Raw genomic sequence first — 21,409 nt, forward strand, 5'->3', positions numbered from 1 at the left:
GCCATCCCGGAGCGCCGTCCGGTCAGCGCCGTCCGGACAGCGCTGTCCGATCAGCGCTGTCCGATCAGTGCAGTCCGTCCGAGAGACGGACGAAGTCGTGGCCGGTCGCCAGGAGATGGGGGACCGCCGCGGTGATGCCTCGGGCGGTGCCGCCTTCGGGGTGGTTCATGTGGCAGATGACGATCGAACCGGCCTGGGCGGCGGAGACGGTGGCGCGGACCTGTTCGGGCGTGAAGGTCGCGCCGCCGTCACCGTTCACGGAGAAGCTGACGAAGCGCTCCCCGAGGTCGCCGACGATCCGTGCCGCGACGTCGTCGCAGTACGCCGTGCCGGAGCGGAAGAAGCGCGGAGGGGTGCCCAGCAGACGGGTGAGCCTGGCGCGGTTGCCGGCGATCTCGTCGTACACCTCGCCGGCGTTGCGGGTGCCCGGGATGCCGTAGGCGGAGCGCCCGGTGACGGACAGCGGGCGGTGCCGGGTGCCGTGGTTGGCGATCTCGAACAGCGGCTCGGCGGCCAGCCGGCGGAAGACGGCCGGGTTGGCGTCGATCCAGCGGGAGTTGATGAAGAGGGTCGCCGGTATCTCCCGCCTGCGGAGGAAGTCGATCAATGCCCGGTCGTAGCCACTGCCGCCCGGGCCGCCGCAGGCGTCGAAGGTCAGCGCGATCGCGCGTTTCGTGGCCGGCAGCGCATGCGTCACTCCGGGCGCGTCGAACCCCCAGGTGTGCGGCATGGTGCGCCCGTAGCGGGCGACGATCTCGGCACGAGTGACCTTGGGCGGCGCGGTGGCGGGTGCCGGGGCCGAAGGGGTGCCGGTGGCGGGGGTGCGGGTGGCGGTCGCCGAGGGTGCGGGCGACGCGGGCACACGGATGTTCGTCGAGCTTCTCGGGCCCGCGCAGCCGGCGAGCACGCCGCCCGTCAAGCCGGCCAGCACAGCACGGCGACTGGCAGTCATCCATGCCCCCACCTGGTCGAAGTTCCTCGATCGGGGCGTTCGACGCCCGTCACGAAACCCTACGTGGTGGCGATGCCGCAACCGGAAAGGGGGCGGTAAGGGTTCGGTTGGGGTTGGCCAGGCGTTGCCTTCCGCGGCACAGGTGCCCCGGGACAGCCCGCCGGGGCCCTCGAAAGCCGAGGACCCCGGAACGGACCGACAGGTGGGTGTTCAGTCCTCGTCCTGCTCCACCGGCACCTTCTGCGCCGGCGGTGCCGCGTGCCCGCCCGGCGACGGCACGGTGCCGTTCTGCGCCTGCCCGTTCTGGTTCATCGAGGAGAGCAGCTGACGGGCGAGCCCGAGGCCCGTGCCGCCCATCGTGAGCGCCTTGGCGAACAACTCGGCCATGCCGTCGGCGCCGTTGAGCAGCACCATGTTGTCCACATTGCCGAAGGCGGACGCGCCGGCCTGGACGATCTCCGGCCAGTTCTCGGCGAGTTGCTGGGCGACGACCGCCTCCTGGTTCTCGGCGAGGGCGGCGGCCCGGGCCTTGATGGCCTCCGCCTCCGCGAGACCCTTGGCCCGGGCCGCCTCGGCCGCGGCCAGACCCTTGGCCTGCGCGGCCGCGGCCTCCGCCTCACCGGTGGCCCGGGTCGCCGCGGCCGTGGCCGCACCCCGGGTCTGGGTGGCCTCCGCCTCGGCGCCCGCGGCCGTCTTGACCCGGGTCGCCTCGGCCGCGGCCGCCAGTTCCGTCTCCTTCGCCCTGGCCTCGGCCGCCGAGATCCGCGCGTCACGCTCGGCCTCGGCCAGCGTGCGCTTCTCGTACGCCTTGGCGTCGGCCGGCTTGCGGACGTCCGCCTGGAGCTGCTGCTCCCGCCGGTGCGCCTCCAGCTCGGCGACCCGTGTCTCCTGGACCACGACCTCCTGCCGGGCGCCCGCGTCGGCGAGCGGACCGGCCTGGCGGGCGCGTGCCGCCGCCTTGTCCCGCTCGGCCTGGTAGCCGGCCTGCAGGATCTCGCTGTCCCGGGTGGCCTCCGCCATCCGCGCGAACGACTGCTGCTCGGCCTCGGTGGCGAGACGGTTCGACTCCGCCTGCGCGATGCGCGCGTCCCGCTGGACGGCGGCGGCGTGCGGGGCGGCCAGGTTCTGGATGTACCCCGTCGGGTCCTCGATCTCGTGGATCTGCAGCGAGTCGACGATCAGACCGAGCTTCTCCATCTCCGTACCGCAGGCCGCCCGGGTCTGCCCGGTCAGCTTCTCCCGGTCGCGGATCATGTCCTCGACCGTCAACCCGCCCACGATGGAACGGAGATGACCGGCGAAGACGTTGTGCACCCGCTCCGACATCATGCGCTGCTGGTCCAGGAAACGGCGGGCCGCGTTGGCGATCGACACGAAGTCGTCGCCCACCTTGAAGATGACCACGCCCCGCACCTTCAGCGGAATACCCTGGTGCGTCACGCAGTCCACGTGCAGCTCGGTCTCGTTCAGGTCCAGGGAGAGCTTGCGCACCGCCTGCACCCCGGGCAGCACCAGCGTGCCGCGACCGGTGACGATGCGGAAGCCCATGCCCTCCTCCAGGCCCTCGGTGCGGTGCTTGGACCCGGAGATGATGAGCGCCTCGTTCGGTTCGGCGACCCGCCACATCATCTTGAACAGACCGATCAGAACGAGGACGGCAACGACGACCGCCCCCGCAACGACGCCGACAACCATCGGCATTCGCCCCCTTTGCATGGTGCCCTTTCGGCACCGAACGAAGGGAGTGTGCGCCTACGGGAACGCGCCGAGAAGACGCTGACGAATCCTTGTTGCAATCTTGACGCACCCGCCCCTCACCTGGGGCTGAGCCCGCTCAACTGTCGTACGCGGCAGTGACGTAGACCGTCCTCGGCGGCAGGTACTCCACCACCATCACCACCGTGCCGCGCTCGATCCGGCCGGTGCCGTCGGCCGCGTAGGCGAGGAAGTGTTCCGCGCCACCGCGCACCCGGACGATCACCTCGCCGACCAGCCCCGGCCCGATCGTCCCCGTCACCCGTCCCACGAGCCCGACCATCGACGCATCGTCCATGGTCACAGGGTACGGGCGGAGCGCGTTCATGCCGCCGTGCCGTCCGCGTCCGCCTTCTGCGGCGGCCACCGTTCGTGCCAGCACAGCTCGGCCTCCAACTGGGCGGCCAGGGAGACCAGCAGGAGTTCGCTGTTGGCCGGGCCGAGCAGTTGGGCGCCCACCGGCAGCGCACCGACGAACCCGGCGGGTACGTTCACGCCGGGCCAGCCGAGGACGTTCCAGGGCCAGGCATAGGGGCAGGCGGCGATCATCGCGCGGTCCGTGGCGAGCCCGCCGAGCCGGTACAGGGCGCCGATCGCGGGTGGGGGAGCGGCCGTCGTCGGGGCCAGGACGACGTCGTACGACCCGAAGAACGCGCCGATCCGCCGGTGCAGGACCGCCTCGGCGCGCCGGGCAGCGCGCAGCGGGGCCCCGCCGAGCAGCCGGCCCAGCCGGGCCGCGTCCCGGGTGCGCGGGTCGAGCAGGGCGGGCTCGGGGGTCTCGCGGACGTGGTCGGCGATGCCGGCGGTGGCGCGGGGCACGAAGGTCAGCCCGATCTGGCCGTAGGGCGGGTCAGCCTCCTCGACGATGTGCCCCAACGCGCTGAGTTTCTCGGCGAGTTCGAGGATCCGGGCCCGGACCTCCGGGCGCAGCCGCGCGGGTACCGCCGTGAACGGCGGCTTCAGCGACAGGGCGATGCGCAGCCGGCCGGGGTCGCGGCCGACCGCGTCCGACACCGTGAGCGCGGGCGGCCGGTGCGGGTCCCGGTCGTGGTTGCCGCTCGCCGCGTCCAGCAGCAGGGCCGCGTCGGCGACCGTACGGGCCAGAGTGCCGTTGACGGTGATGCCGTGGAAGGCCTCGCCGCGCGGCCAGGTCGAGATGCGCCCGCGCTGCGGCTTGATGCCGATCAGATGGGTCCAGGAGGCCGGGATCCGCACCGAACCGGCGCCGTCCGAGCCGAGCGCGGCCGGGACCAGGCCGGCGGCGACCGCGGCCGCCGAACCGCCCGACGAACCGCCCGGGGTGTGGCCGGTGTGCCAGGGATTGCGGGTCTCCCCGAACGCCGGGCCCTCCGTGAACGGCCACTGCCCCAGCTCGCAGGTGTTCGTCTTGCCGACGATCACCGCCCCGGCCGCCCGCAGCCGGCGTACCGCCTCCCCGTCCCGGACGACCGGCGGGAAGTCGCCGGGGCAGCCGAAGGCGGTCGGCTCGCCCGCGACATCCATGTCGTCCTTCACCGCGACCGGTACCCCGAGCAGCGGGCGCCGCGCTCCGGCGGCCAACTCCTTGTCCGCGGCGTCCGCTTCGGCGAGCGCGGCCTCGGTGCGTACGATCCGGAAGGCGTTCAGGGTCGGCTGGGTGGCCTCGATCCGGGCCAGGGCCCGCTCCACCAGCGTGCGGGAGCTGACCTCCCCTTCGGCGAGCGCGCGGGCGGACTCTGCAAGGCCTGCGGCACGGTCGGGCGTCATTGCGGGAGCACCTCCGAGAGCCTCCTGACACGATATCTACTGAACGGTAACCGCAGAGCGGCCGGTGTCGTACAGGTTTCGCGCAGGCGGCATCGAGTCAAGTGCAAAGCATTGACGTGAACCTGCCCGCGTCTTAGTTTCCTGGGCGATTTATCGAACTGCGTTCGAAATGTGGAACGCTTGAGTGGGCCGAAGACGATGACCCGCGCGGCGGCCCCGGCCTCGGCGGCGAGGAGACGGTGGACCGGATCGGGATCCGTCAGGCAACCGGTGCGCGGCCAGGGCCCTCCTACCTCTTGAGTGAGCTGACCCCAGGACAGGTGTCGCCCTGCGTGCCGAGTCCCGACCGCCCCACGTGCCGACAGGAGCCCTCGTTTGGACCGCACCGAGCCCCTGCCCTCCGCAGGCCCGTCCCGCCGCGGATTCATGGTGTACACGGTGGCCGCTGCCACCCTGACGGTCGCCGCGCCGCTCGCCTGCACCCCTTCGCGCGCGGAAGGCGCCGAGCCCGACCGGGCCGGCAACGGCACCCGCGTCCTGGTGACCGGCACCGACGAGGAGATGCTGGTCCTGGAGGTCACGGAGAACAACCACGTCGTCGTACGGCTGCCCCGGGCCGAGGTCGGACAGGGCATCACCACCGCGGTCGCCATGATGATCGCCGAGGAGCTGGACGCCCGCCTCACCGATGTGCGCATCCCGCTCGCCGACGCCCGCACCAAGGGCAACCAGTACACCGGCGGCTCCAGTTCGGTGAGTTCGCTGTACGGCCCGGCCCGGCAGCTCGCCGCCACCGCCCGGGCCAAGCTGGTGACCGCCGCCGCCCGCCGCTGGCACCTGCCCGCCCGGACCCTGCGCACCCGCGACACCATGGTCGTCGCCCCGGACGGGCGCACGGCCACCTTCGGCTCGCTGACCGCGAGCGCGGCCCGTGTCCACCGCCCCGACGTCCCGAGCAAGCCCAAGCCCGCGTCCCGGCACCGGGTGATCGGCCGGCCGACGACCAGGATCGACGCGCGGGACATCGTCACCGGCCGGGCGAAGTACGCCGGGGACGTGGCGGTGGCCGGGGCGAAGCCCACGGTGGTGGCCCGGCCGCCGACGATCCGGGGCAAGCTCGTCTCGGTCGACGACCGGGCCGCCCGCGCCCTGCCCGGCGTCCACGCGGTCGTCCGGCTGCCCGGCGGTGTCGCCGTCGTCGCGGACACCTTCCACCACGCCTTCCGCGCCCGGGACGCCCTCCGCCTCACCTGGGCGCCCGGCCCGCTGCACGCCCTGTCGGACGCGCAGATACGCTCCCGGCTCAAGGCCGCCGTGCCCCGGCTCGGCACCCCGCCGCACGGATCGACTCCCGTCGAGGCCGAGTTCGCGTTCGCCTTCGTCGGCCACGCCCCGATGGAGGTGCTCACGGCGGTGGCGGATGTCCGCACCGACCGCGCGGAGCTGTGGTTCTCCTCCCAGACCCCGATGGACGCGCGGGACGCGATCGCCCAGGCGGTCGGTCTGCGCCCGTCGAAGGTCAAGGTCCATGTGGTGCGCGCCGGTGGCTCGTTCGGCCGCAGGCTGAACTACGACGCGGCGATCGAGGCGGCGCTGGTCTCCAAGGCGGCCCGCCGCCCGGTGAAGCTGATGTGGAGCCGCGGCGACGACATCCGGCACGGCCGAATGCGCCCCGCGAGCCACCACCGGATCCGGGCCAGTGTGGCCGGGGGCCGGGTGGTGGCCTTCGAGCAGGTGATGGCCTCGGTGGCGGAGTCGTACGACGCCGCCGGGCTGTCCGCGCAGGGAGGCGTGCGGGCCGCGTCCGGCCCCCTGCCCAGCCAGACGGGCCTGTACAACTTCGGCCGCGTGTCCGGTAATTCGGGCGGCATCGAGCTGGCCGTGCCGCTCGGCGCCTGGCGGTCGGTGGACTCCGGGACCGTGCGGACCGCCGAGGAGATCGTCGTGGACGAGATCGCCCGCAAGCTCGGCAAGGATCCGGTGGCCTTCCGCCGGACCACCTTGCGGAACAAGAAGGTCAGGGCCGTCCTCGACAAGGCGGCGGCCGCCGGGCACTGGGGCCGCACCATGCCCACCGGATGCGCCCAGGGCATCGCCGTGCACGAGGAGTACGGCTCCTGCGTGGCCTGCCTCGCCGAGATCGACGCGACCGACCCGAAGAACCCCCGGGTGACCAAGGTGGTGATGGCGGCCGACGTGGGCATCGCGGTCAACCCCCGTGGTCTGGAAGCCCAGTTGATGGGCACCGTGATCGACGGCATCTCCGTGGTGCTGCAGGCGGGCCTGCACATCGACCGGGGCGCCGTACGCGAGGGCAGCTTCGCCGACTTCCGCTACGCCCGCCAGCGCCACGCCCCGCTCGTTTTCGAGGCCCACGTCCTGCCCTCGACCGGGGAGCCGGGCGGCGCCGGCGAACTCGGCGTCCCCGCGGCGTCCGGCGCGGTCGCCAACGCCTACGCCCGCGCGACCGGCACCGCACCGCGCAGCTTCCCGCTCACCTTCTGACCGCAGACTCATCTTCCGAGGCATCCATGAGTACGTACTCCTTCACCCTCAACGGCAGACGGGTGACCGTTCAGGCCCCCGCCGACATGCCCCTGCTGTGGGTCCTGCGCGACCTGCTCGGCGTCACCGGCCCCAAGTACGGCTGCGGAGTGGGCGTCTGCCGCGCCTGCACCAGCCACCTCGACGGCGCCGAGATCCAGCCCTGCGTGGTCCCGGTCGCCGACTGCGCGGACCGCACCGTGACCACCATCGAGGGCCTGGCCGACGGCGACACCCTGCACCCGGTCCAAAAGGCCTGGCTGGACTGCGACGTGGCCCAGTGCGGCTTCTGCCAGCCGGGCCAGATCATGGCCGCCACCGCCCTGCTGAAGCGGACGCCCCACCCCACGGACGCCGACATCGACGCCATCGAGAACATCTGCCGCTGCGGCACGTACGCCCGCATCCGGGAGGCGATCAAGAAGGCCGCGGAGAGCGGTGGCTGACCCTCAGCCGGCCAACAGCCGCCGCAGCCAGTCCAGTTGGGCTGCCCGGGCCGCCTGGGACAGGGCCGCCTGCGGGGCGAAGCCGTCGAAGCCGTGGAAGCCGCCCGGCCAGACGTGGAGTTCGGCGGTGCCGCCGGCCTGCCAGATGCGGGAAGCGTAGTCGACGACCTCGTCCCGGAAGGTCTCCGCGGAGCCGACGTCGAGGAAGGCCGGCGGCAGGCCGGACAGGTCGCTCGCGCGGGCGGGGGCGGCGTGGGACGGGACGTCGGGGCCGCCCCGGCGCTCGCCCAGCAGCGCCGTCCAGCCGGTCTCGTTGGCGGTGCGGTCCCAGACGCCGAGGCCCGCCATCTGGCGGCTGGAGACGGTCTCGTTGCGGTCGTCGAGCATCGGGCACATCAGCAACTGGCCGATGACCGACGGGCCTTGGCGGTCGCGCAGCAGCAGGGCGAGCGCGGCGGTCAGGCCGCCACCGGCGCTCGCGCCCGCGATGACGATCCGGTCCGGGTCGCCGCCGATCTCCTTGGCGTGCGCGGCCGTCCACAGCAGGCCCGCGTGGACGTCGTCGATCGGCGCCGGGTGCGGGTGCTCGGGCGCGAGGCGGTACTCGACGGACACGACCACCGCGCCCAGCTCGCGTGCCCAGGCCAGCGGGCCGTCCACACCGGCCCGGTTGTCGCCGAGGACCATGCCGCCGCCGTGCATGTGGTAGATCACCGGCAGCGGGGTGGCCGGGTCGGCGGACGTGGGGCGGCAGACGAGGAGGGAAATCTCCGGTGCCCCTTCCGGGCCGGGCACCGTGCGGTCCTCCACCTCGAAGGCCCCGCCCATCGTGAGGTCGAGCAGTCCCAGCAGCTCGACGCCCGCGCCCTGCCGGATGGCGGGGATCTCCTCCATGGTGAATCCGGGCGAGATCTGGTCCTTGATCAGCTCCAGCGCGGCGGCGAGTTCCGGGTCGAACGGGGGCGGGGGCGGGACCTGGGGCATGGCTTCTCCTCACCTGACTCATGCGGCTCGGGCCATTCGTCGCACGACTCGAACGACCCGCGGTGGCTCCTGTGGCCATGATCCGCGTACCCCGAGCAGCCCGGAGGCCGCCGGACGGCGGGTGCCCGGAACAGGCCCGAGTGCCGTAGCGGCCCCAGCGCGGTGAGCAGCGCGACCAAGATGCACACCCCGGCCCGGCCGAACCGCCCGTAGGCCCGCGTGCCCAGCCACGACCCCAGGCTGCCACCGAGGTCGGCGCACGTCATGTACGCGGTGTCGAGGCGGCTGCGGACCTCCCGATCAGCGCCGAGGAGCCCCCGTTGCCGGACCGTCCGGGCAGGGGCACCGCCCCCTGTGGGAGCCGGGGCCCGCCCCCGACGCCTCGCTGCTCGGCGCGCAGCCCGCTGGGGGAGCGGCTGGCGTCGGCATGACCGCGGTGGCACGCGAAAGGAGCCGGAGCATGGCTCCGGCCCCTCGCTGGTGCCGATGGCTCAGGCAGCCGCGCCCACGTTGCCGTGCAGGCGGGCGACGACCTCGGTCAGCTGGGCGGCGACCTCGGTGTCGTCGACCGGGTGGGTCTCGGCGAAGCGGGTCACGGAGCCCGGGATGGACAGCTTGATGTCCTCGATGACCTTGCCGCCGGCGATGCCCACGGCCTTGCGGGCCTCGTCCTGCGCCCACACGCCGCCGTACTGGCCGAAGGCGGTGCCGATGACGGCGACGGGCTTGCCGCCGAAGGCGCCGGCGCCGTAGGGGCGGGACAGCCAGTCGATGGCGTTCTTCAGGACGGCCGGGATGGTGCCGTTGTACTCGGGGGAGAAGAGCAGGAAGGCGTCGGCGGCCTGGGCGGCCTCACGCAGCTTGGCGGCGGCGGCCGGGACGCTGCCCTCGACGTCGATGTCCTCGTTGTAGAAGGGGATCTCGGCCAGGCCCTCGAACAGGTTGACCTCGGCACCCTCCGGAGCGAGCTTGACGGCCGCCTCGGCGAGCTGGCGGTTGTGCGAACCGGCGCGAAGGCTGCCGACGAGCGCGAGGATACGAACAGACATGGCTGTACTCCAAGGGGGTGAAACATCGCTGGCACGATCCGGACCGGGGTCCGTTTATCTTTCTACCAGGCTAACCGGACCGCGGTCCAGTTTCATTCCCGATGCTTTACGCTGTCTTCATGTCCAGCGCCCTGCCGCCCTTCCCGAAGCCTCAGGAGCCCCTCGAAACCCCTCAGTTGCTGGAGGTCGAGTCGGCCCCCGAGGAGCCGTGCCTGCGCGCCGACGCGGCACGCAACCGCGCCCGGCTGCTGGAGGCCGCCGCCCGGCTGATCGCGGAGCACGGAGTGGCCGGAGTGACGATGGAGGCGGTGGCCGCCGCGGCCCAGGTGGGCAAGGGGACGGTCTTCCGTCGCTTCGGCGACCGCAACGGGCTCCTGATGGCGCTGCTCGACCACTCGGCGCGGCAGCTGCAGGCCGACTTCCTGGGCGGGCCGGCACCGCTGGGTCCCGGGGCGCCGCCCCTGGAGCGGCTGCGGGCCTTCGGCGTGGCCGTGCTCTACCGGTCGGCCGAGCAGCTGGAGCTGCAGCTGGCCGCCCAGCCGGAGCCGGCCCGCCGCTTCTCGCACCCCTCGTTCCAGGCCCTGCGCACGCACGTCGCGATGCTGCTGCGGCAGATCGCGCCCACCGCCGACTGCGAACTCCTCTCCCAGACGCTGATGGCGTATCTCGACCCCGCGCTGATCCACCATCTGACCCGGCAGTGCGGGATGCCGATGCAACGGCTGGAGTCCGGCTGGCACGACCTCGTGGCGCGGGTGACGTGCACGGAGCGCTCAGCCTGAGCCGTGGTCAGCCGTGGTCGGCGGTGAACATGTCGAGCAGCCCCTGCGGCGCGTCGGCGCGGAACAGTATCGCGGCGTTGCGTGCGGACTCCGACGCGGAGAACTCGGCGCGCGGGAACAGCCTCTCCTCGTAGGCGGCCAGCGCTGCCTCGGTGTCCCCGGGGTGCGCGGCGAGCGCGAGGCCCAGTTCGGCGCCGTCGAGCAGCGCGAGGTTGGCGCCCTCGCCCGCGAACGGCGACATCAGGTGCGCGGCGTCGCCGAGCAGCGTGACCCCGGGGACCCGGTCCCAGCGGTGACCGACCGGCAGGGCGTGGATCCGGCGCGGCACCAGCTCGCCGTCCGCGTCCGTGACCAGCGCCGTCAGGCTGTCGTCCCAGCCGCCGAATTCCTTGAGTACGGCCGCCTTGGCCGCCTCCGTGTCGGTGAAGTCGATGCCGTCCAGCCAGTCCTCCGGCGCCTCGACGGCGGCGTAGACGTGCAGGCTGCCGTCGGACTCGCGGTGCGCGAGGAAGCCCCGGCCCGCGCCGAGCGCGAACAGCATGCCGCCGCCGACCACCCGCGCGCTCCCGGGGTGGCGCACCTCGGCCCCCAGCAGGTCCGCCTCGACGAACGACATGCCGGTGTAGGCGGGCTGTGCGGACGAGAGCAGCGGGCGGATGCGGGACCAGGCGCCGTCCGCGCCGACCAGCAGGTCCGTGGTGAAGGCGCTGCCGTCCGCCAGTGTCACCTCGTGCCGGCCGGCGCCGAGCGGGCGCGCGCCGGTCACCTTCACGCCCCAGCGGACCGTGCCCTTGGGCAGGGAGTCCAGGAGCAGGTCGCGCAGGTCGCCGCGGTCGATCTCGGGACGCCCGCGGGTGCCGTCGTCGGGCTGCTCCAGGCGGACGGTGCCGTCCTGGTCGAGTACCCGCGTGGCCTCGCCGCCGACGTGGACGCGGGCCAGGAATTCCTCGTGCAGCCGGGCCGCACGCAGCGCCTCCTGGCCGGAGTCGTCGTGGATGTCGAGCATGCCGCCCTGCGTCCGCGCGGCGGGCGAGGGGTCCAGGTCGAATACGGCGGACTCGATGCCGTGCACGTGCAGCACTCGGGCAAGCGCGAGTCCGCCGAGTCCGGCGCCGACTATGGCGATGGGGTGGTGGGGGAGGGTGTGGGCAGGGGTGGTCATGGTGGCCTCCTGGGAGGTGAGGGGATCAGTCGGGTACGGCGGTGCGCTCGATGCCGTTGATCAGCGCCTGGAAGGCCCAGGACAGCCGGGCCTCGGGGGCACCTGACAGCAGGGCGTCGGCGGTCGCGGCGATGTGCGGGTGGGTGTCCTCGGACGCCCCGCGCAGGGCGCTGTCCAGCGCCTGCCAGTCGCCCGGGGACTCCTCCCCGGCGTGCTCGGCGGCGGTCGCGGTGGCGTGCTGCAACAGCAGGTCGACGCCCCAGGCCGCCCGCTCGCGCGGCACCCCGCCCTCGTCGAGCAGGGCGAGCAGCGTCTCGATCAGATTCAGGTAGTGCGGGCCGCTCGGCCGGGCGGTCAGCGCCGAGCGGGCCAGGCTCGGATGTTCCAGCAGCATCCGCGTGCAGTCGGTGAGCACGCGCTCCAGACGCTCGCGCCAGGTGCCCTCGGCCGGAGCGGGTCCGACCGTGCCGAGCAGCTCGTCCAGGACGGCCGCGTGCAGCTCGTCGGTGTTGCGGACGTAGACGTACAGCGAGGCGGGACCCGTGTCCAGCTCCTGCGCCAGCCGCCGCATGGTCACCTTCCGCAGGCCTTCGGCGCGCAGGATCGCCACCGCGGCGGCGACGATGCCCTCGCGGGTGAGGGCGGGCTTGGCGGGACGCTCGCGACGGGAGCGGGGGGAAGCTGTCATGCGTCCACAGTAACGAACATGTTCGCCTCGAACAAGTTCGTAGCGAACGTGTTCGCAATGAGTCGACCTGCGGTTGCTCGACGGAACCTTCGTTCAGCGGTGAAGCACCTTCCCCCGCCCGCCCCCGCCCGCCACCCCTCTGCAAGGATGCGCTCTGTCATGGTGCAGATACCGAACACGTCCCCGTCCGCTGCGCCCGCACCGCACTCCGTCCCCACGAGTGCCGATGTGGCCCGGCTGGCCGGCGTCTCGCGCGCGACCGTCTCCTACGTCCTCAACAACACCAGCGCCGTACGGATCAGCGAGCCGACGCGCCGCCGCGTCCGCGAGGCCGCGCGGGAGCTGGGCTACGTGCCTCACGCCGCCGCCCGCAGCCTGCGCGCCGGACACAGCCGTATGGTCCTGATGCCCGCCCCGACGATCCCGGTGGGCCCCCTCTACAGCCGCTTCCTCAGTGATCTCCAGTCGGCGCTCGGCCGCCTCGACTACACGGTCGTGCAGTACGGCACGGTCGGCCTCCAGGGCGACGAAGCCGCCCGCGCCTGGGCCGAGTTGCGTCCCGTCGCCGTCCTGGTGCCGGGCGCGGGGCTCGGCCCGCAGGGCGTCGCGGTGCTCAAGCGGTCCGGCGCCCGCGCCGTGGTGACCCTCGGCCCCGAACGCGTCGACGGCGCACACGCCCTGCTCATGGACCACGAGGCTGTCGGCCACTGCGCCGGCATGCATCTGTACGCCTGCGGCCGGCGCCGTATCGGTGTGATCGTCCCCGAAGAGCCGGGCCTGGAGTCCTTCTCCCGGCCCAGGCTCGCCGGTGTGCATCAGGCCCTGCACGGCACGGACGCGACCGTGACCGCGCTGCCGCTCGCGTACACGGAGCGGGCCGCCGCCGAACTCGCCGCCCGCTGGCCCGAGTTGGGCCTGGATGCGGTGTTCACCTACAACGACGAGTACGCCATGCTCCTGATGCGCGCTCTGCAGGACCAGGGCGTGCGCATCCCCGAGGACATCGCTGTCGTCGGCGCCGACGACCTGATGCTCGGCCGGCTGCTGCGGCCCCGGCTCAGCACCGTCCACATCGAGCTGCCCTCCGGCCGCGAACTCGCGGAACTCGTCGACCGCGCGGTACGCGACCCCGGCGGCGAGCCCGAGGTGCGCAGGGTGCTGGGGGCCTCGCTCGTCCAGCGCGCCTCCAGCTGAGCCGGTTTCCGGCGGCGGTCAGGGATCCGGAGAGGCGTGACCGCGATGCAGTCTCGCTCAACAAAATAGATCGCGCTCAGGCGGGCCCAAGTGCCATGCAGAGCAGGGGACTTACGTGGCGCCGTACCCCTTCCAGGGCCGCCTGGGGCTGCCGCCCGGTTGTCACTCGCCCTGCGTCTGCTGGGCGGCGATGCTCTTGCGGACCTCCTCCATGTCCACCTTCCGGGCCTGCCCGATGACGTCCGCGAGGGCGGCCTCGGGCAGGGCACCCGGCTGGGCGAAGATCGCGACCTGGTCCCGGACGATCATCAGCGTCGGGATCGACTGGATGCCGAAGGCCTGGGCCAGTTCCGGCTGGGCCTCGGTGTCCACCTTGGCGAACACCAGATCGGGGTTGTCCTCGGCGGCCTTCTCGTAGACGGGCGCGAACTGACGGCACGGCCCGCACCAGGAGGCCCAGAAGTCGATGAGGACGAACTCGTTCTCGGTGACGGTCTGGTCGAAGTTCTCCTTGGTCAGCTCCACAGTGCTGCTCATGGCGTGATTCCCTCTTCCTGATGTGGGGGCTTGTGCCGACGGCGGAAACACGGCGATGCGGTCGCCTATTCCATGCCTGTTCCGTGCGTGTTCCATGCCTGTCCCGTGGGTGCACGGCCGTGTCCCGCGCGCGTACTCGTGTGGCCTGCGCGCCGACCACCCACCAGACTGACCCCATGACGGAAACGGAATCCATCGCGTACGACGTCGTGGTGCTCGGGGCCGGGCCCGTGGGGGAGAACGTCGCCGACCGCACCCGTGCGGCCGGCCTCACCACCGCGGTCGTGGAGAGCGAGCTGGTCGGCGGCGAATGCTCGTACTGGGCCTGCATGCCCAGCAAGGCGCTGCTCAGGCCGGTCATCGCCCAGGCGGACGCCCGCCGCCTGCCCGGCCTGGCCGAGGCGGTCCAGGGTCCCCTCGGCACACCCGCCGTCCTGGCGCGCCGGGACGAGTACACCTCGCACTGGAAGGACGACGGCCAGGTCCGCTGGCTGGACGGCATCGGCGCCGACCTGTACCGCGGTCAGGGCCGCCTCGCCGGCCCCCGCAGGGTCACCGTGACCGGCCCCGACGGCACCGTGACGACCCTGACGGCCCGGCACGCCGTGGCCGTCAGCACCGGCACCCGCGCCCAGCTGCCCGACCTGCCGGGGCTGGCCGAGGTCAAGCCCTGGACCAGCCGCGAGGCCACCAGCGCCAAGGCCGCCCCCGGCCGGCTGATCGTGGTCGGCGGTGGTGTCGTCGCCACCGAGATGGCCACCGCCTGGCAGGCCTTCGGCTCGCAGGTCACCCTGCTGGTCCGCGGCAAGGGCCTGCTGGGCCGCATGGAGCCGTTCGCCGGGGAACTGGTCGCCGAGGCCCTCACCGAGGCGGGCGTCGACGTCCGCACCGGCACCACGGTCGAGTCCGTCGCCCGCGAGAACGGCAGCGTCGTGGCCGTCACCCACACCGGCGACCGCCTCGAGGCCGACGAGATCCTCTTCGCCACCGGTCGCGTCCCGCACACCGACGACATCGGCCTCGACACCGTCGGTCTGGAACCGGGCTCCTGGCTGGACGTCGACGACAGCCTCCGCGTCGACGGCACCGACTGGCTGTACGCGGTCGGCGACGTCAACCACCGCGCCCTCCTCACCCACCAGGGCAAGTACCAGGCCCGCATCGCAGGCGCCGCCATCGCCGCCCGGGCCGCGGGCACCGCCCTGCTGGACGAGCCCTGGGGTGCGCACGCCGCGACCGCCGACCACTGCGCCGTGCCCCAGGTCGTCTTCACCGACCCGGAGGCCGCCGCCGTCGGCCTCTCCCTCGCCGAGGCGGAACGGGCCGGTCACCGCGTCCGCGCCGTCGACGTCGAGTTCTCCTCCGTCGCCGGGGCCGGCCTGTACGCCGACGGCTACAGGGGCCGCGCCCGCATGGTGGTCGACCTGGAGGAGGAGATCCTGCGCGGTGTCACCTTCGTCGGCCCCGGCGTCGGCGAACTGATCCACTCCGCGACCGTCGCGGTGGCGGGCCGGGTCCCGGTGGGCCGCCTGTGGCACGCGGTGGCGTCGTATCCGACGCTCAGCGAGGTGTGGCTGCGGCTGCTGGAGGCCTACCGGGACAACTGACCGCCGGCTCAGGGCAGTTCAAAGCCCAGCGCCTCGGCCGCCGCGTGCGCGGTCGGCTGTCCCCAGCGGGCGGCCACCGCCTCGTTCGTGGACAGGGAACGCAGTTCGGCGCGGTCGATATACAGCAGGCCGTCGAGATGGTCCGTCTCGTGCTGGACGATGCGCGCGGGCCAGCCCGTGAACACCTCGTCCAGCTCGCGGCCGTGCTCGTCCTGCCCGCGCAGCCGCACCTCGGCGTGCCGGGCCACCACGGCCTGCCAGCCCGGCACGCTCAAGCAGCCTTCGAAGAACGCGGCGCGGGCGGTGCCGACAGGCTCGTACGACGGGTTGACCAGGACCCGGAACGGCTGCGGCACCCGGCCCCGGGCCAGCGCCACCTCCTCCGGCACCGGCGCCGGGTCCTCGATGACCGCGATCCGCAGCGGCACGCCGACCTGCGGTGCGGCCAGGCCCACGCCCGGGGCCGCGTGCATGGTGACGCGCAGGGCCTCCACGAAGCGGTCCAGCAGAGCGGGGCCGAGCTGACCGTCGTAGGGTTCGGTGCCCTGGCGCAGGACCGGCAGACCGGCTGCGACGATGGGCAAGGGGCCGCCGGCCGCGAGGAGTTCCTCGACCCGCTCGGCGAGCAGTTCGCGATCACTGGGAGGTGCCATCGCGTCAGGATGCCATGCCCGCCTGCCACATCCTGTGGCACAGGCCACCAACACTCCGGGGAAGCCGGTGAGTTCCCCTCAGCACGGCTCCGCACGGCAGGGGTCTGTCCTTCCATCGGCACGTTTCCGGTGCAGACCGTCTTGATCGTCATGAGCAGCGCCCTCGTCTGACCAGAGGCGACGGCCGACGTGAAGTAGCGTGGTCCGACACGCTCTCGGCACTGGCTCCGGTGCCCCGGAGGCGAACCGAGCGACAGGCAAGGGGACAGCAGGACATGGTGCGGGACGGCGGTCGGGCCCGGCGGCGCGGGCAGGGGGAACTGGAGGGCCAGGTCCTCGGCGCGCTGCGCGAGGCGGACGGGCCGGTCAGCGCCGCCTGGGTGCAGGAGCGCCTCGGCGGCGACCTCGCCTACACCACCGTCGTCACCATCCTCACCCGGCTGCTCGCCAAGGACGTCGTCGCCCGCGAACGACAGGGCCGCTCCTTCCTGTGGACGCCCACCGCCGACGTGGCCCGGCTCGCCGCCCTGCGCATGCGCCGTCTGCTGGACGGCGAACGGGACCGCGAGGCCGTCCTGGCGAGCTTCGTCACCGCCCTGCCGCCCGGCGACGAACAGGTGCTTCGGGCGCTGCTGGAGGCCGCCGAGCCGGGCTCGGTGAACAAGGGGAACACCCCGCACACCGGCGACGGTGGTGCGCAAGACTGACCGCCCATGGGGGTCTTCGTCTTCCTGCCGCTGGTGCTGCCGCTGTCCGCCTGGCCGGTCGCCCGGCTCGCCGAGGTGCACCTGCACCCGCGCACCGCCACCCGGCTGCTCACCGCGGTCGCCGTCGTGATGGCCGTGTGCAGCACGCTCTGCCTGGCCCTGCTGATGGTCGTGGGCACCGCCCAGCTGCCCGGCAACCCCCTCCCGGACGGCTGGTCCGACACCGAGGTGCGGGCGGCCGTCCCGCACGACGAGGTCGCGGGCCGCGCCGCCATCTCCGCGCTCGCCGTGGTCGCCACCGCCTGCGCCCGCACGCTGTGGCGCCACCACCGGGTCACCCGCCGGGCCCACCGCGCCCTGGCCGCCCTGCCCGGACCGACGGTGGCCGTCCTGCCCGACAGTGCGCCGTACGCCTACGCCCTGCCCGGCGGCCGGGGACGGATCGTCGTCACCACCGCCCTGCTGGACGGGCTCACCCCCGCCGAACGGCGCGCCCTGTTCGCCCACGAACGCGCCCACCTCGCCGCCCGCCACCACCGCCACCTGCTCGCCGCCCAGCTGGCCGCCCGGGCCAACCCCTTCCTGCGCCCGCTGCGAACCGCCGTCGTCTACACGGCCGAGCGCTGGGCGGACGAGGAGGCGGCCCGCGCGGTCGGCGACCGGCGCACGGTCGCCCGCGCGATCGGCAAGGCGGCGCTGCTGCCCCACGGCACCCCGGCGCCCACCCTCGCCGCGCTTGCCACGACCGGCTCCGTCCCGCGCCGGGTGGCGGCCCTGCTGGCCCCCGCCCCCGTGGCCCGCTCCTGGCCCTCGGCGTTCACCTCGGTCGGTCTCGCCGCCTGGGGCGCCGCCGCCGGCACCCTGGTGTCGGCGATGTCCTCGGCGAACTCGGCCGTCACCCTGTTCCTGACGCTGCATGCGGCGGCCCCGCTGTGACCTCGGCAGGTCGCCGATGACGGGCACGGTGCGGCGGCCGGTCCAGGACGCACGAAGAGCCCGGTTCCTTGAGGGAACCGGGCCCCGCTCACGTCGTGTCAGTCCTGCGGGAAGTCTCCCGCGAGCGCCGAGGCGATCCGCAGGTGCTGGTCCGCCTCGTCGTGCCGCGCCTGCCGCTGGAGCGTGCGGCCCAGCATCAGCCGGGCGTAGTGCTCCACCGGGTCGCGCTCCACGATGAGCCGCAACTCGGCCTCCGCACGGCGCAGTTGGGCCGAGTGGTAGTAGGCGCGGGCCAGCAGCAGCCGGGGTCCGGTCTGCTCCGGCACCTCCTCGACCAGGCCGGCCAGCACCCGTGCGGCGCCCGCGTAGTCCTGAGCGGCGAAGAACTGCTGTGCGCGCTCCCAGCGCTCGGCGGGGGTGCCGTGGTCGTAGTACGTGGTCTCCACTTGCGTCTCCACTCGTGACCTCCTTCGACGGCCACAACGGAACGCGGTAGTTCAATATTCCACTACTGCATTCCTCTCCTGCGGGGCGGCGGCGGCCGGGTCCAGAGGCGCGTCGAGCAGGGTCGTCAGCTCGCGGGTCAGCTCCCGGGTCCGGGCGCTGTCCAGTCCGCCGAGCGGCTCCAGCAGCTGGGTCAGCAGGCCGTGGACGACGTCGATCGCCCGCCGGGTGGTCTCGAGACCCTCCTCGGTGAGCGCGAGCTGCACCGCGCGCGGGTCGCGCGGGTCCTTCGCGCGCTCCAGCAACCCGGCGGACTCCAGGCTGCGGGCGAGCTTGGAGACGTACAGCGGTTCCAGCCCGGTGTGGTCGGCGAGGCGACGCTGGCTGGGCCGCTCACCGGAGCGCTGCATGCCGTACAGCGACGCCACCAGCGAGTACTGGGCGTGGGTGAGGCCCAGCGGGGCCACCGCCCGGTCGACGGCGACCCGCCACTTCATCGACAGCCGCCACACCAGGAAACCCGGGGTGGCCCCTTCGGATGTCTTGCTCATGGCAGATACGGTACATGGCTACTATGGCGGTCACGATCGCAGCGACTCCTGGAGCGCCGCGTCCCAACAAGGGCCACGACGTCGCCTACTGTGAGCTCGATGAGCCGGTGCAGGTCGGCGCCGTTGAACACGACGTTCTGCGGGTGCAGTTCCAGGGCGACCTTGACGTCGTGGTCACGGGCGAGCCGGTCGGTCTCGCGCCAGAAGTCCGCGACGATCCGCCACTGGTGGTCGAGCACGTCCAGGGCCGCGGAGTTCCACGCGTTGACGATCCAGTTCGGGCGGGACGCGCCCGGCTCGCCGCCGGGCAGGCCCGACATGGTCACCACGCGGTGCTGTCCGAGCCGCTCGGCCAGGCGGATGGAGCGGCGGATGTCCTCGGTGTGCCATGCCCTGCTCGTTGCGCGCCAGGTAATTAATAGGGAAGGTCGGCCTCCTGGGTGACGGCGGCCTGGAGGAGTGCTTGTCCGACGCCGGCGACGTTGCCGTGCCCGAAGATGCCCCACACACCGGGGATCAGGCGCTGCTCCTGGCCGTCGCGTTCGCTGTACTGGTTGGCCAGGAAGCGGACGAGAGCCTGGGCTGTGGTCAGTCGTACGGTGCTCATCGGTTCTCTCCGAAGGGCAGCCGGTCGTCGATGTCCTGGGAGTCCCAGGTCGATCGCACCCAGCCGTGGGCGGGGTCGTCGCAGATCAGCCAGGCGCGGTCCGGGCCGGGGCCGGCCATGACGTTGAGGTGGTAGAGGTCGTAGCCGGGCGAGGCGATGGACGGGCCGTGCCAGCCATGCGGGATCAGCACGGTGTCGCCGGAACGCACTTCGGCGAGCACGTCGATCGGGCGTTCCGGGGTGCCGTGGACGCGCTGGTAGCCGAAGCCGTTCTCCCCGGCGATCTGGAAGTAGTAGATCTCCTCCAGCTCCGATTCCCGCCGTCCGGGCCTGTCTCGGTCGCACCCATCACCGGCTGCGCGCCGGGCCCTGCTTCTCGCAGTGCCCGGCGCGCAACCGGCAGTCGGCACGCCTCGGTGAGGCGTGTCAGAAGCGGGGTGCCTGCGGTGTGTTCTGCGGCATCGGGACGATGTGCTGGTTCACGCCGGGGCTCTGTCGGCCGGACGGCTTGCAGGTGACGTCCTGTGCCGGCAGCTTTCCGTCACCCAGGTAGGCGTTGATGGTGCGTTCGGCGCAGGAGCCCGGGTCGGTGGCGTAGACGCCGTGGCCCTCGCCGCCCTTGACGTACACCATGCGCGAGCCCTTAAGGGCGCGGTGCATGCCGAGGCCGCTGACCAGGGGCGTCTGGGAGTCCCACTGGTTCTGCACGGTGAGGATGCCGACCTTGTTGTCCACCGTGGTGACGGGCTCGACCGGCTTGTCCCAGAACGCGCAGGGCGTGATGTTGGAGCCGAAGTCGCCGTAGAGCGGGTACTTGGCCTTGTCCTGGATCGCGTCACGCCGGTACTGCTCGGGGTCGCGCGGCCAGGCCGTGGTGTCGCCGCAGACCACGGTCCAGAAGGCGGCGCTGCCGTTGTCGGCCGGCGGCTGCGCGGCGGCAGCCCCGGACCGGCGCGGTCCCCGCTGATCGTCCGGCGCCGGGGAACGGTGGGAGACCGCGTGGCCGCCGGCGGCCTTCTTGAGCTCGACGACCGCCTCGGCCGCGCCCTTGGGGCTGAAGAACGCGGGGCGCAGAGAGGCGCGGATGTCGTCCCCGGTGACCTTCTCGCCGCCGTTGTCGATGGGCGTGCGGTCGGCCTGGGCGATCAGGTCCCAGAAGGACTTCTTCACCTTGGCCGGGGTGTCGCCCAGTCGGTAGGTGCGGTTGCGCTGCGCGGTCCACTTCGTCCAGCGGGCGAACGCCGGCTCCGTGCCCTCGGCCCAGACCTGGATCATGCCCCGCCAGACCCGTGCGGGGTCGACCGCGCTGTCCAGCACGAAGCGATCGGTCCGCTCGGGGAACATCTGCGCGTAGACGGCGCCCAGATACGTGCCGTAGGAGTAACCCAGGTAGGAGATCTTCTTCTCGCCCAGAACGCCGCGGATGACGTCCATGTCGCGGGCGGTGTTGCGGGTGGTGATGTACGGGAGCTTGTCGCCGTTCTTGGCACGGCACTTGTCGGCGACGGTCCGGGCCCACTTGACGTCATGGCTGAACGTCCGCGGGTGGTAGGGGTGTTCGATGTTCTGCTCCTTGTCCGTGAGGCCGCAGGTGACCGGGCTGCTGCGACCCACGCCGCGCGGGTCGAACCCGATGAGGTCGTACTGCTCACGGACCTTCTTGGGCATCACATCCTTCATCATGACCGGCATGTCCAGGCCCTCGCCGCCCGGGCCACCGGGGTTGAAGAGGAGTGCGCCGTGCCGCTTGCCCGGGACACTGGTCTTCATACGGGAGATGGCCAGCTTGATCGTCTTGCCGTCGGGGCGGCTGTAGTCGAGCGGGACCTTGAGTGTCGCGCACTGGTACGCGGCGGGCAGCGACGTGTCGCATCTGTGCCACGCGGGCCTCTGGCTCTCGAATCTCTTCAGCGGTTCCGCCGCGGATGCCTGAGCCGGGGCGAGGGCGGGGACCAGCGTTGCCGTGACCCCCACGGCGAGCAAGGGCGCAATGCGTCCTATCCGCACGATGGTCGTTCCTTTCCGTCAACTTCCGGGAAGGTATGACCATTTCGTGTCTGCGGGG

Annotated in this window: 21 protein-coding genes and 2 pseudogenes; 7 read left to right on the forward strand and 16 right to left on the reverse strand. The window is 72.8% G+C overall.

Annotation, left to right across the window (positions count from 1 at the left end):
- Positions 1 to 64 precede the first annotated feature (64 nt).
- The 4 genes from ACFYZZ_RS06150 to ACFYZZ_RS06165 form a co-directional block, all read right to left on the reverse strand.
- Positions 65 to 952, reverse strand: a complete 888-nt coding sequence (locus ACFYZZ_RS06150) for a polysaccharide deacetylase family protein (protein WP_389172222.1) — start codon at positions 950 to 952, stop codon at positions 65 to 67.
- Between the two features lie 210 nt (positions 953 to 1,162).
- The gene (locus ACFYZZ_RS06155; RefSeq protein WP_389172224.1) at positions 1,163 to 2,653 is read right to left on the reverse strand and encodes an SPFH domain-containing protein; all 1,491 of its coding nucleotides are present in this window, start codon (positions 2,651 to 2,653) and stop codon (positions 1,163 to 1,165) included.
- A 133-nt stretch (positions 2,654 to 2,786) separates the two neighbouring features.
- Positions 2,787 to 3,005 (reverse strand): hypothetical protein, encoded by a 219-nt coding sequence (locus tag ACFYZZ_RS06160; protein WP_386576775.1) that lies wholly within the window; start codon positions 3,003 to 3,005, stop codon positions 2,787 to 2,789.
- 26 nt (positions 3,006 to 3,031) lie between these two features.
- A complete protein-coding gene (locus ACFYZZ_RS06165; protein WP_389172226.1) occupies positions 3,032 to 4,453 on the reverse strand; it encodes an amidase in 1,422 nt (473 codons plus the stop codon).
- A gap of 426 nt (positions 4,454 to 4,879) precedes the next feature.
- Between ACFYZZ_RS06165 and ACFYZZ_RS06170 the strand changes: the two genes are divergently transcribed.
- Positions 4,880 to 6,958, forward strand: a complete 2,079-nt coding sequence (locus ACFYZZ_RS06170; protein ID WP_389173635.1) for a molybdopterin cofactor-binding domain-containing protein — start codon at positions 4,880 to 4,882, stop codon at positions 6,956 to 6,958.
- Between the two features lie 26 nt (positions 6,959 to 6,984).
- Positions 6,985 to 7,443 carry a (2Fe-2S)-binding protein gene (locus ACFYZZ_RS06175; protein WP_389172228.1) on the forward strand — a complete coding sequence of 153 codons (459 nt, stop codon included), beginning with the start codon at positions 6,985 to 6,987 and terminating at the stop codon, positions 7,441 to 7,443.
- Between the two features lie 3 nt (positions 7,444 to 7,446).
- Here the strand turns inward: ACFYZZ_RS06175 and ACFYZZ_RS06180 are convergent, their stop codons facing one another.
- Both ACFYZZ_RS06180 and ACFYZZ_RS06185 read right to left on the reverse strand, forming a co-directional pair.
- A complete protein-coding gene (locus ACFYZZ_RS06180; protein ID WP_389172230.1) occupies positions 7,447 to 8,427 on the reverse strand; it encodes an alpha/beta hydrolase in 981 nt (326 codons plus the stop codon).
- A 491-nt stretch (positions 8,428 to 8,918) separates the two neighbouring features.
- Positions 8,919 to 9,476: an NAD(P)H-dependent oxidoreductase gene (locus ACFYZZ_RS06185; protein WP_386576769.1), complete on the reverse strand. Its 558-nt coding sequence runs from the start codon at positions 9,474 to 9,476 to the stop codon at positions 8,919 to 8,921.
- Positions 9,477 to 9,577: 101 nt separating this feature from the next.
- Here ACFYZZ_RS06185 and ACFYZZ_RS06190 point away from each other — a divergent pair, with 101 nt between their 5' ends.
- Positions 9,578 to 10,258, forward strand: a complete 681-nt coding sequence (locus ACFYZZ_RS06190) for a TetR/AcrR family transcriptional regulator (RefSeq protein WP_389172232.1) — start codon at positions 9,578 to 9,580, stop codon at positions 10,256 to 10,258.
- Between the two features lie 7 nt (positions 10,259 to 10,265).
- Here the strand turns inward: ACFYZZ_RS06190 and ACFYZZ_RS06195 are convergent, their stop codons facing one another.
- Both ACFYZZ_RS06195 and ACFYZZ_RS06200 read right to left on the reverse strand, forming a co-directional pair.
- A complete protein-coding gene (locus ACFYZZ_RS06195; protein WP_389172234.1) occupies positions 10,266 to 11,420 on the reverse strand; it encodes an FAD-dependent oxidoreductase in 1,155 nt (384 codons plus the stop codon).
- Between the two features lie 25 nt (positions 11,421 to 11,445).
- Positions 11,446 to 12,108 carry a TetR/AcrR family transcriptional regulator gene (locus ACFYZZ_RS06200; protein ID WP_389172236.1) on the reverse strand — a complete coding sequence of 221 codons (663 nt, stop codon included), beginning with the start codon at positions 12,106 to 12,108 and terminating at the stop codon, positions 11,446 to 11,448.
- Positions 12,109 to 12,255: 147 nt separating this feature from the next.
- Here ACFYZZ_RS06200 and ACFYZZ_RS06205 point away from each other — a divergent pair, with 147 nt between their 5' ends.
- Positions 12,256 to 13,302, forward strand: a complete 1,047-nt coding sequence (locus ACFYZZ_RS06205) for a LacI family DNA-binding transcriptional regulator (protein WP_389172238.1) — start codon at positions 12,256 to 12,258, stop codon at positions 13,300 to 13,302.
- Positions 13,303 to 13,464: 162 nt separating this feature from the next.
- Here the strand turns inward: ACFYZZ_RS06205 and trxA are convergent, their stop codons facing one another.
- On the reverse strand, positions 13,465 to 13,839 hold the full coding sequence (trxA, locus tag ACFYZZ_RS06210; RefSeq protein ID WP_389172240.1) for a thioredoxin: 375 nt from the start codon (positions 13,837 to 13,839) through the stop codon (positions 13,465 to 13,467).
- A gap of 176 nt (positions 13,840 to 14,015) precedes the next feature.
- Here trxA and ACFYZZ_RS06215 point away from each other — a divergent pair, with 176 nt between their 5' ends.
- Positions 14,016 to 15,446 (forward strand): dihydrolipoyl dehydrogenase family protein, encoded by a 1,431-nt coding sequence (locus ACFYZZ_RS06215; protein WP_389172242.1) that lies wholly within the window; start codon positions 14,016 to 14,018, stop codon positions 15,444 to 15,446.
- Positions 15,447 to 15,454: 8 nt separating this feature from the next.
- Here the strand turns inward: ACFYZZ_RS06215 and ACFYZZ_RS06220 are convergent, their stop codons facing one another.
- Positions 15,455 to 16,099 carry a peptide deformylase gene (locus tag ACFYZZ_RS06220; protein ID WP_389172244.1) on the reverse strand — a complete coding sequence of 215 codons (645 nt, stop codon included), beginning with the start codon at positions 16,097 to 16,099 and terminating at the stop codon, positions 15,455 to 15,457.
- A 275-nt stretch (positions 16,100 to 16,374) separates the two neighbouring features.
- On the opposite strand from ACFYZZ_RS06220, the gene ACFYZZ_RS06225 reads away from it, so the two are divergent.
- Complete coding sequence (locus ACFYZZ_RS06225; RefSeq protein ID WP_389172246.1) at positions 16,375 to 16,806, forward strand: BlaI/MecI/CopY family transcriptional regulator; 432 nt, start codon at positions 16,375 to 16,377, stop codon at positions 16,804 to 16,806.
- Positions 16,807 to 16,812: 6 nt separating this feature from the next.
- Positions 16,813 to 17,742: a M56 family metallopeptidase gene (locus tag ACFYZZ_RS06230; protein WP_389172248.1), complete on the forward strand. Its 930-nt coding sequence runs from the start codon at positions 16,813 to 16,815 to the stop codon at positions 17,740 to 17,742.
- Positions 17,743 to 17,840: 98 nt separating this feature from the next.
- Here the strand turns inward: ACFYZZ_RS06230 and ACFYZZ_RS06235 are convergent, their stop codons facing one another.
- From ACFYZZ_RS06235 to ACFYZZ_RS06260, 6 genes and pseudogenes are all read right to left on the reverse strand, one after another.
- Positions 17,841 to 18,188, reverse strand: a complete 348-nt coding sequence (locus ACFYZZ_RS06235; protein WP_389173637.1) for a tetratricopeptide repeat protein — start codon at positions 18,186 to 18,188, stop codon at positions 17,841 to 17,843.
- A gap of 51 nt (positions 18,189 to 18,239) precedes the next feature.
- Positions 18,240 to 18,737, reverse strand: coding sequence for a MarR family winged helix-turn-helix transcriptional regulator (locus ACFYZZ_RS06240; protein ID WP_389172250.1), 498 nt, complete (start codon positions 18,735 to 18,737; stop codon positions 18,240 to 18,242).
- Entirely contained in the window at positions 18,734 to 19,243 is a 510-nt protein-coding gene (locus tag ACFYZZ_RS06245; protein ID WP_389172252.1) for a sugar phosphate isomerase/epimerase family protein, read from the reverse strand. The genes ACFYZZ_RS06240 and ACFYZZ_RS06245 overlap by 4 nt, the downstream gene beginning before the upstream one ends.
- Positions 19,156 to 19,344, reverse strand: a pseudogene (locus tag ACFYZZ_RS06250) (3D-(3,5/4)-trihydroxycyclohexane-1,2-dione acylhydrolase (decyclizing)); the annotation flags it as partial. The gene ACFYZZ_RS06245 and the pseudogene ACFYZZ_RS06250, both read right to left, overlap by 88 nt.
- Positions 19,341 to 19,685: pseudogene (locus ACFYZZ_RS06255) on the reverse strand (5-deoxy-glucuronate isomerase); the annotation flags it as partial. The pseudogenes ACFYZZ_RS06255 and ACFYZZ_RS06250, both read right to left, overlap by 4 nt.
- An 85-nt stretch (positions 19,686 to 19,770) precedes the next feature.
- A complete protein-coding gene (locus ACFYZZ_RS06260) occupies positions 19,771 to 21,351 on the reverse strand; it encodes an alpha/beta hydrolase (protein WP_389172254.1) in 1,581 nt (526 codons plus the stop codon).
- Positions 21,352 to 21,409 lie beyond the last annotated feature (58 nt).

The sequence above is a fragment of the Streptomyces sp. NPDC001816 genome (genome assembly GCF_042892235.1).
Lineage (GTDB): Bacteria > Actinomycetota > Actinomycetes > Streptomycetales > Streptomycetaceae > Streptomyces.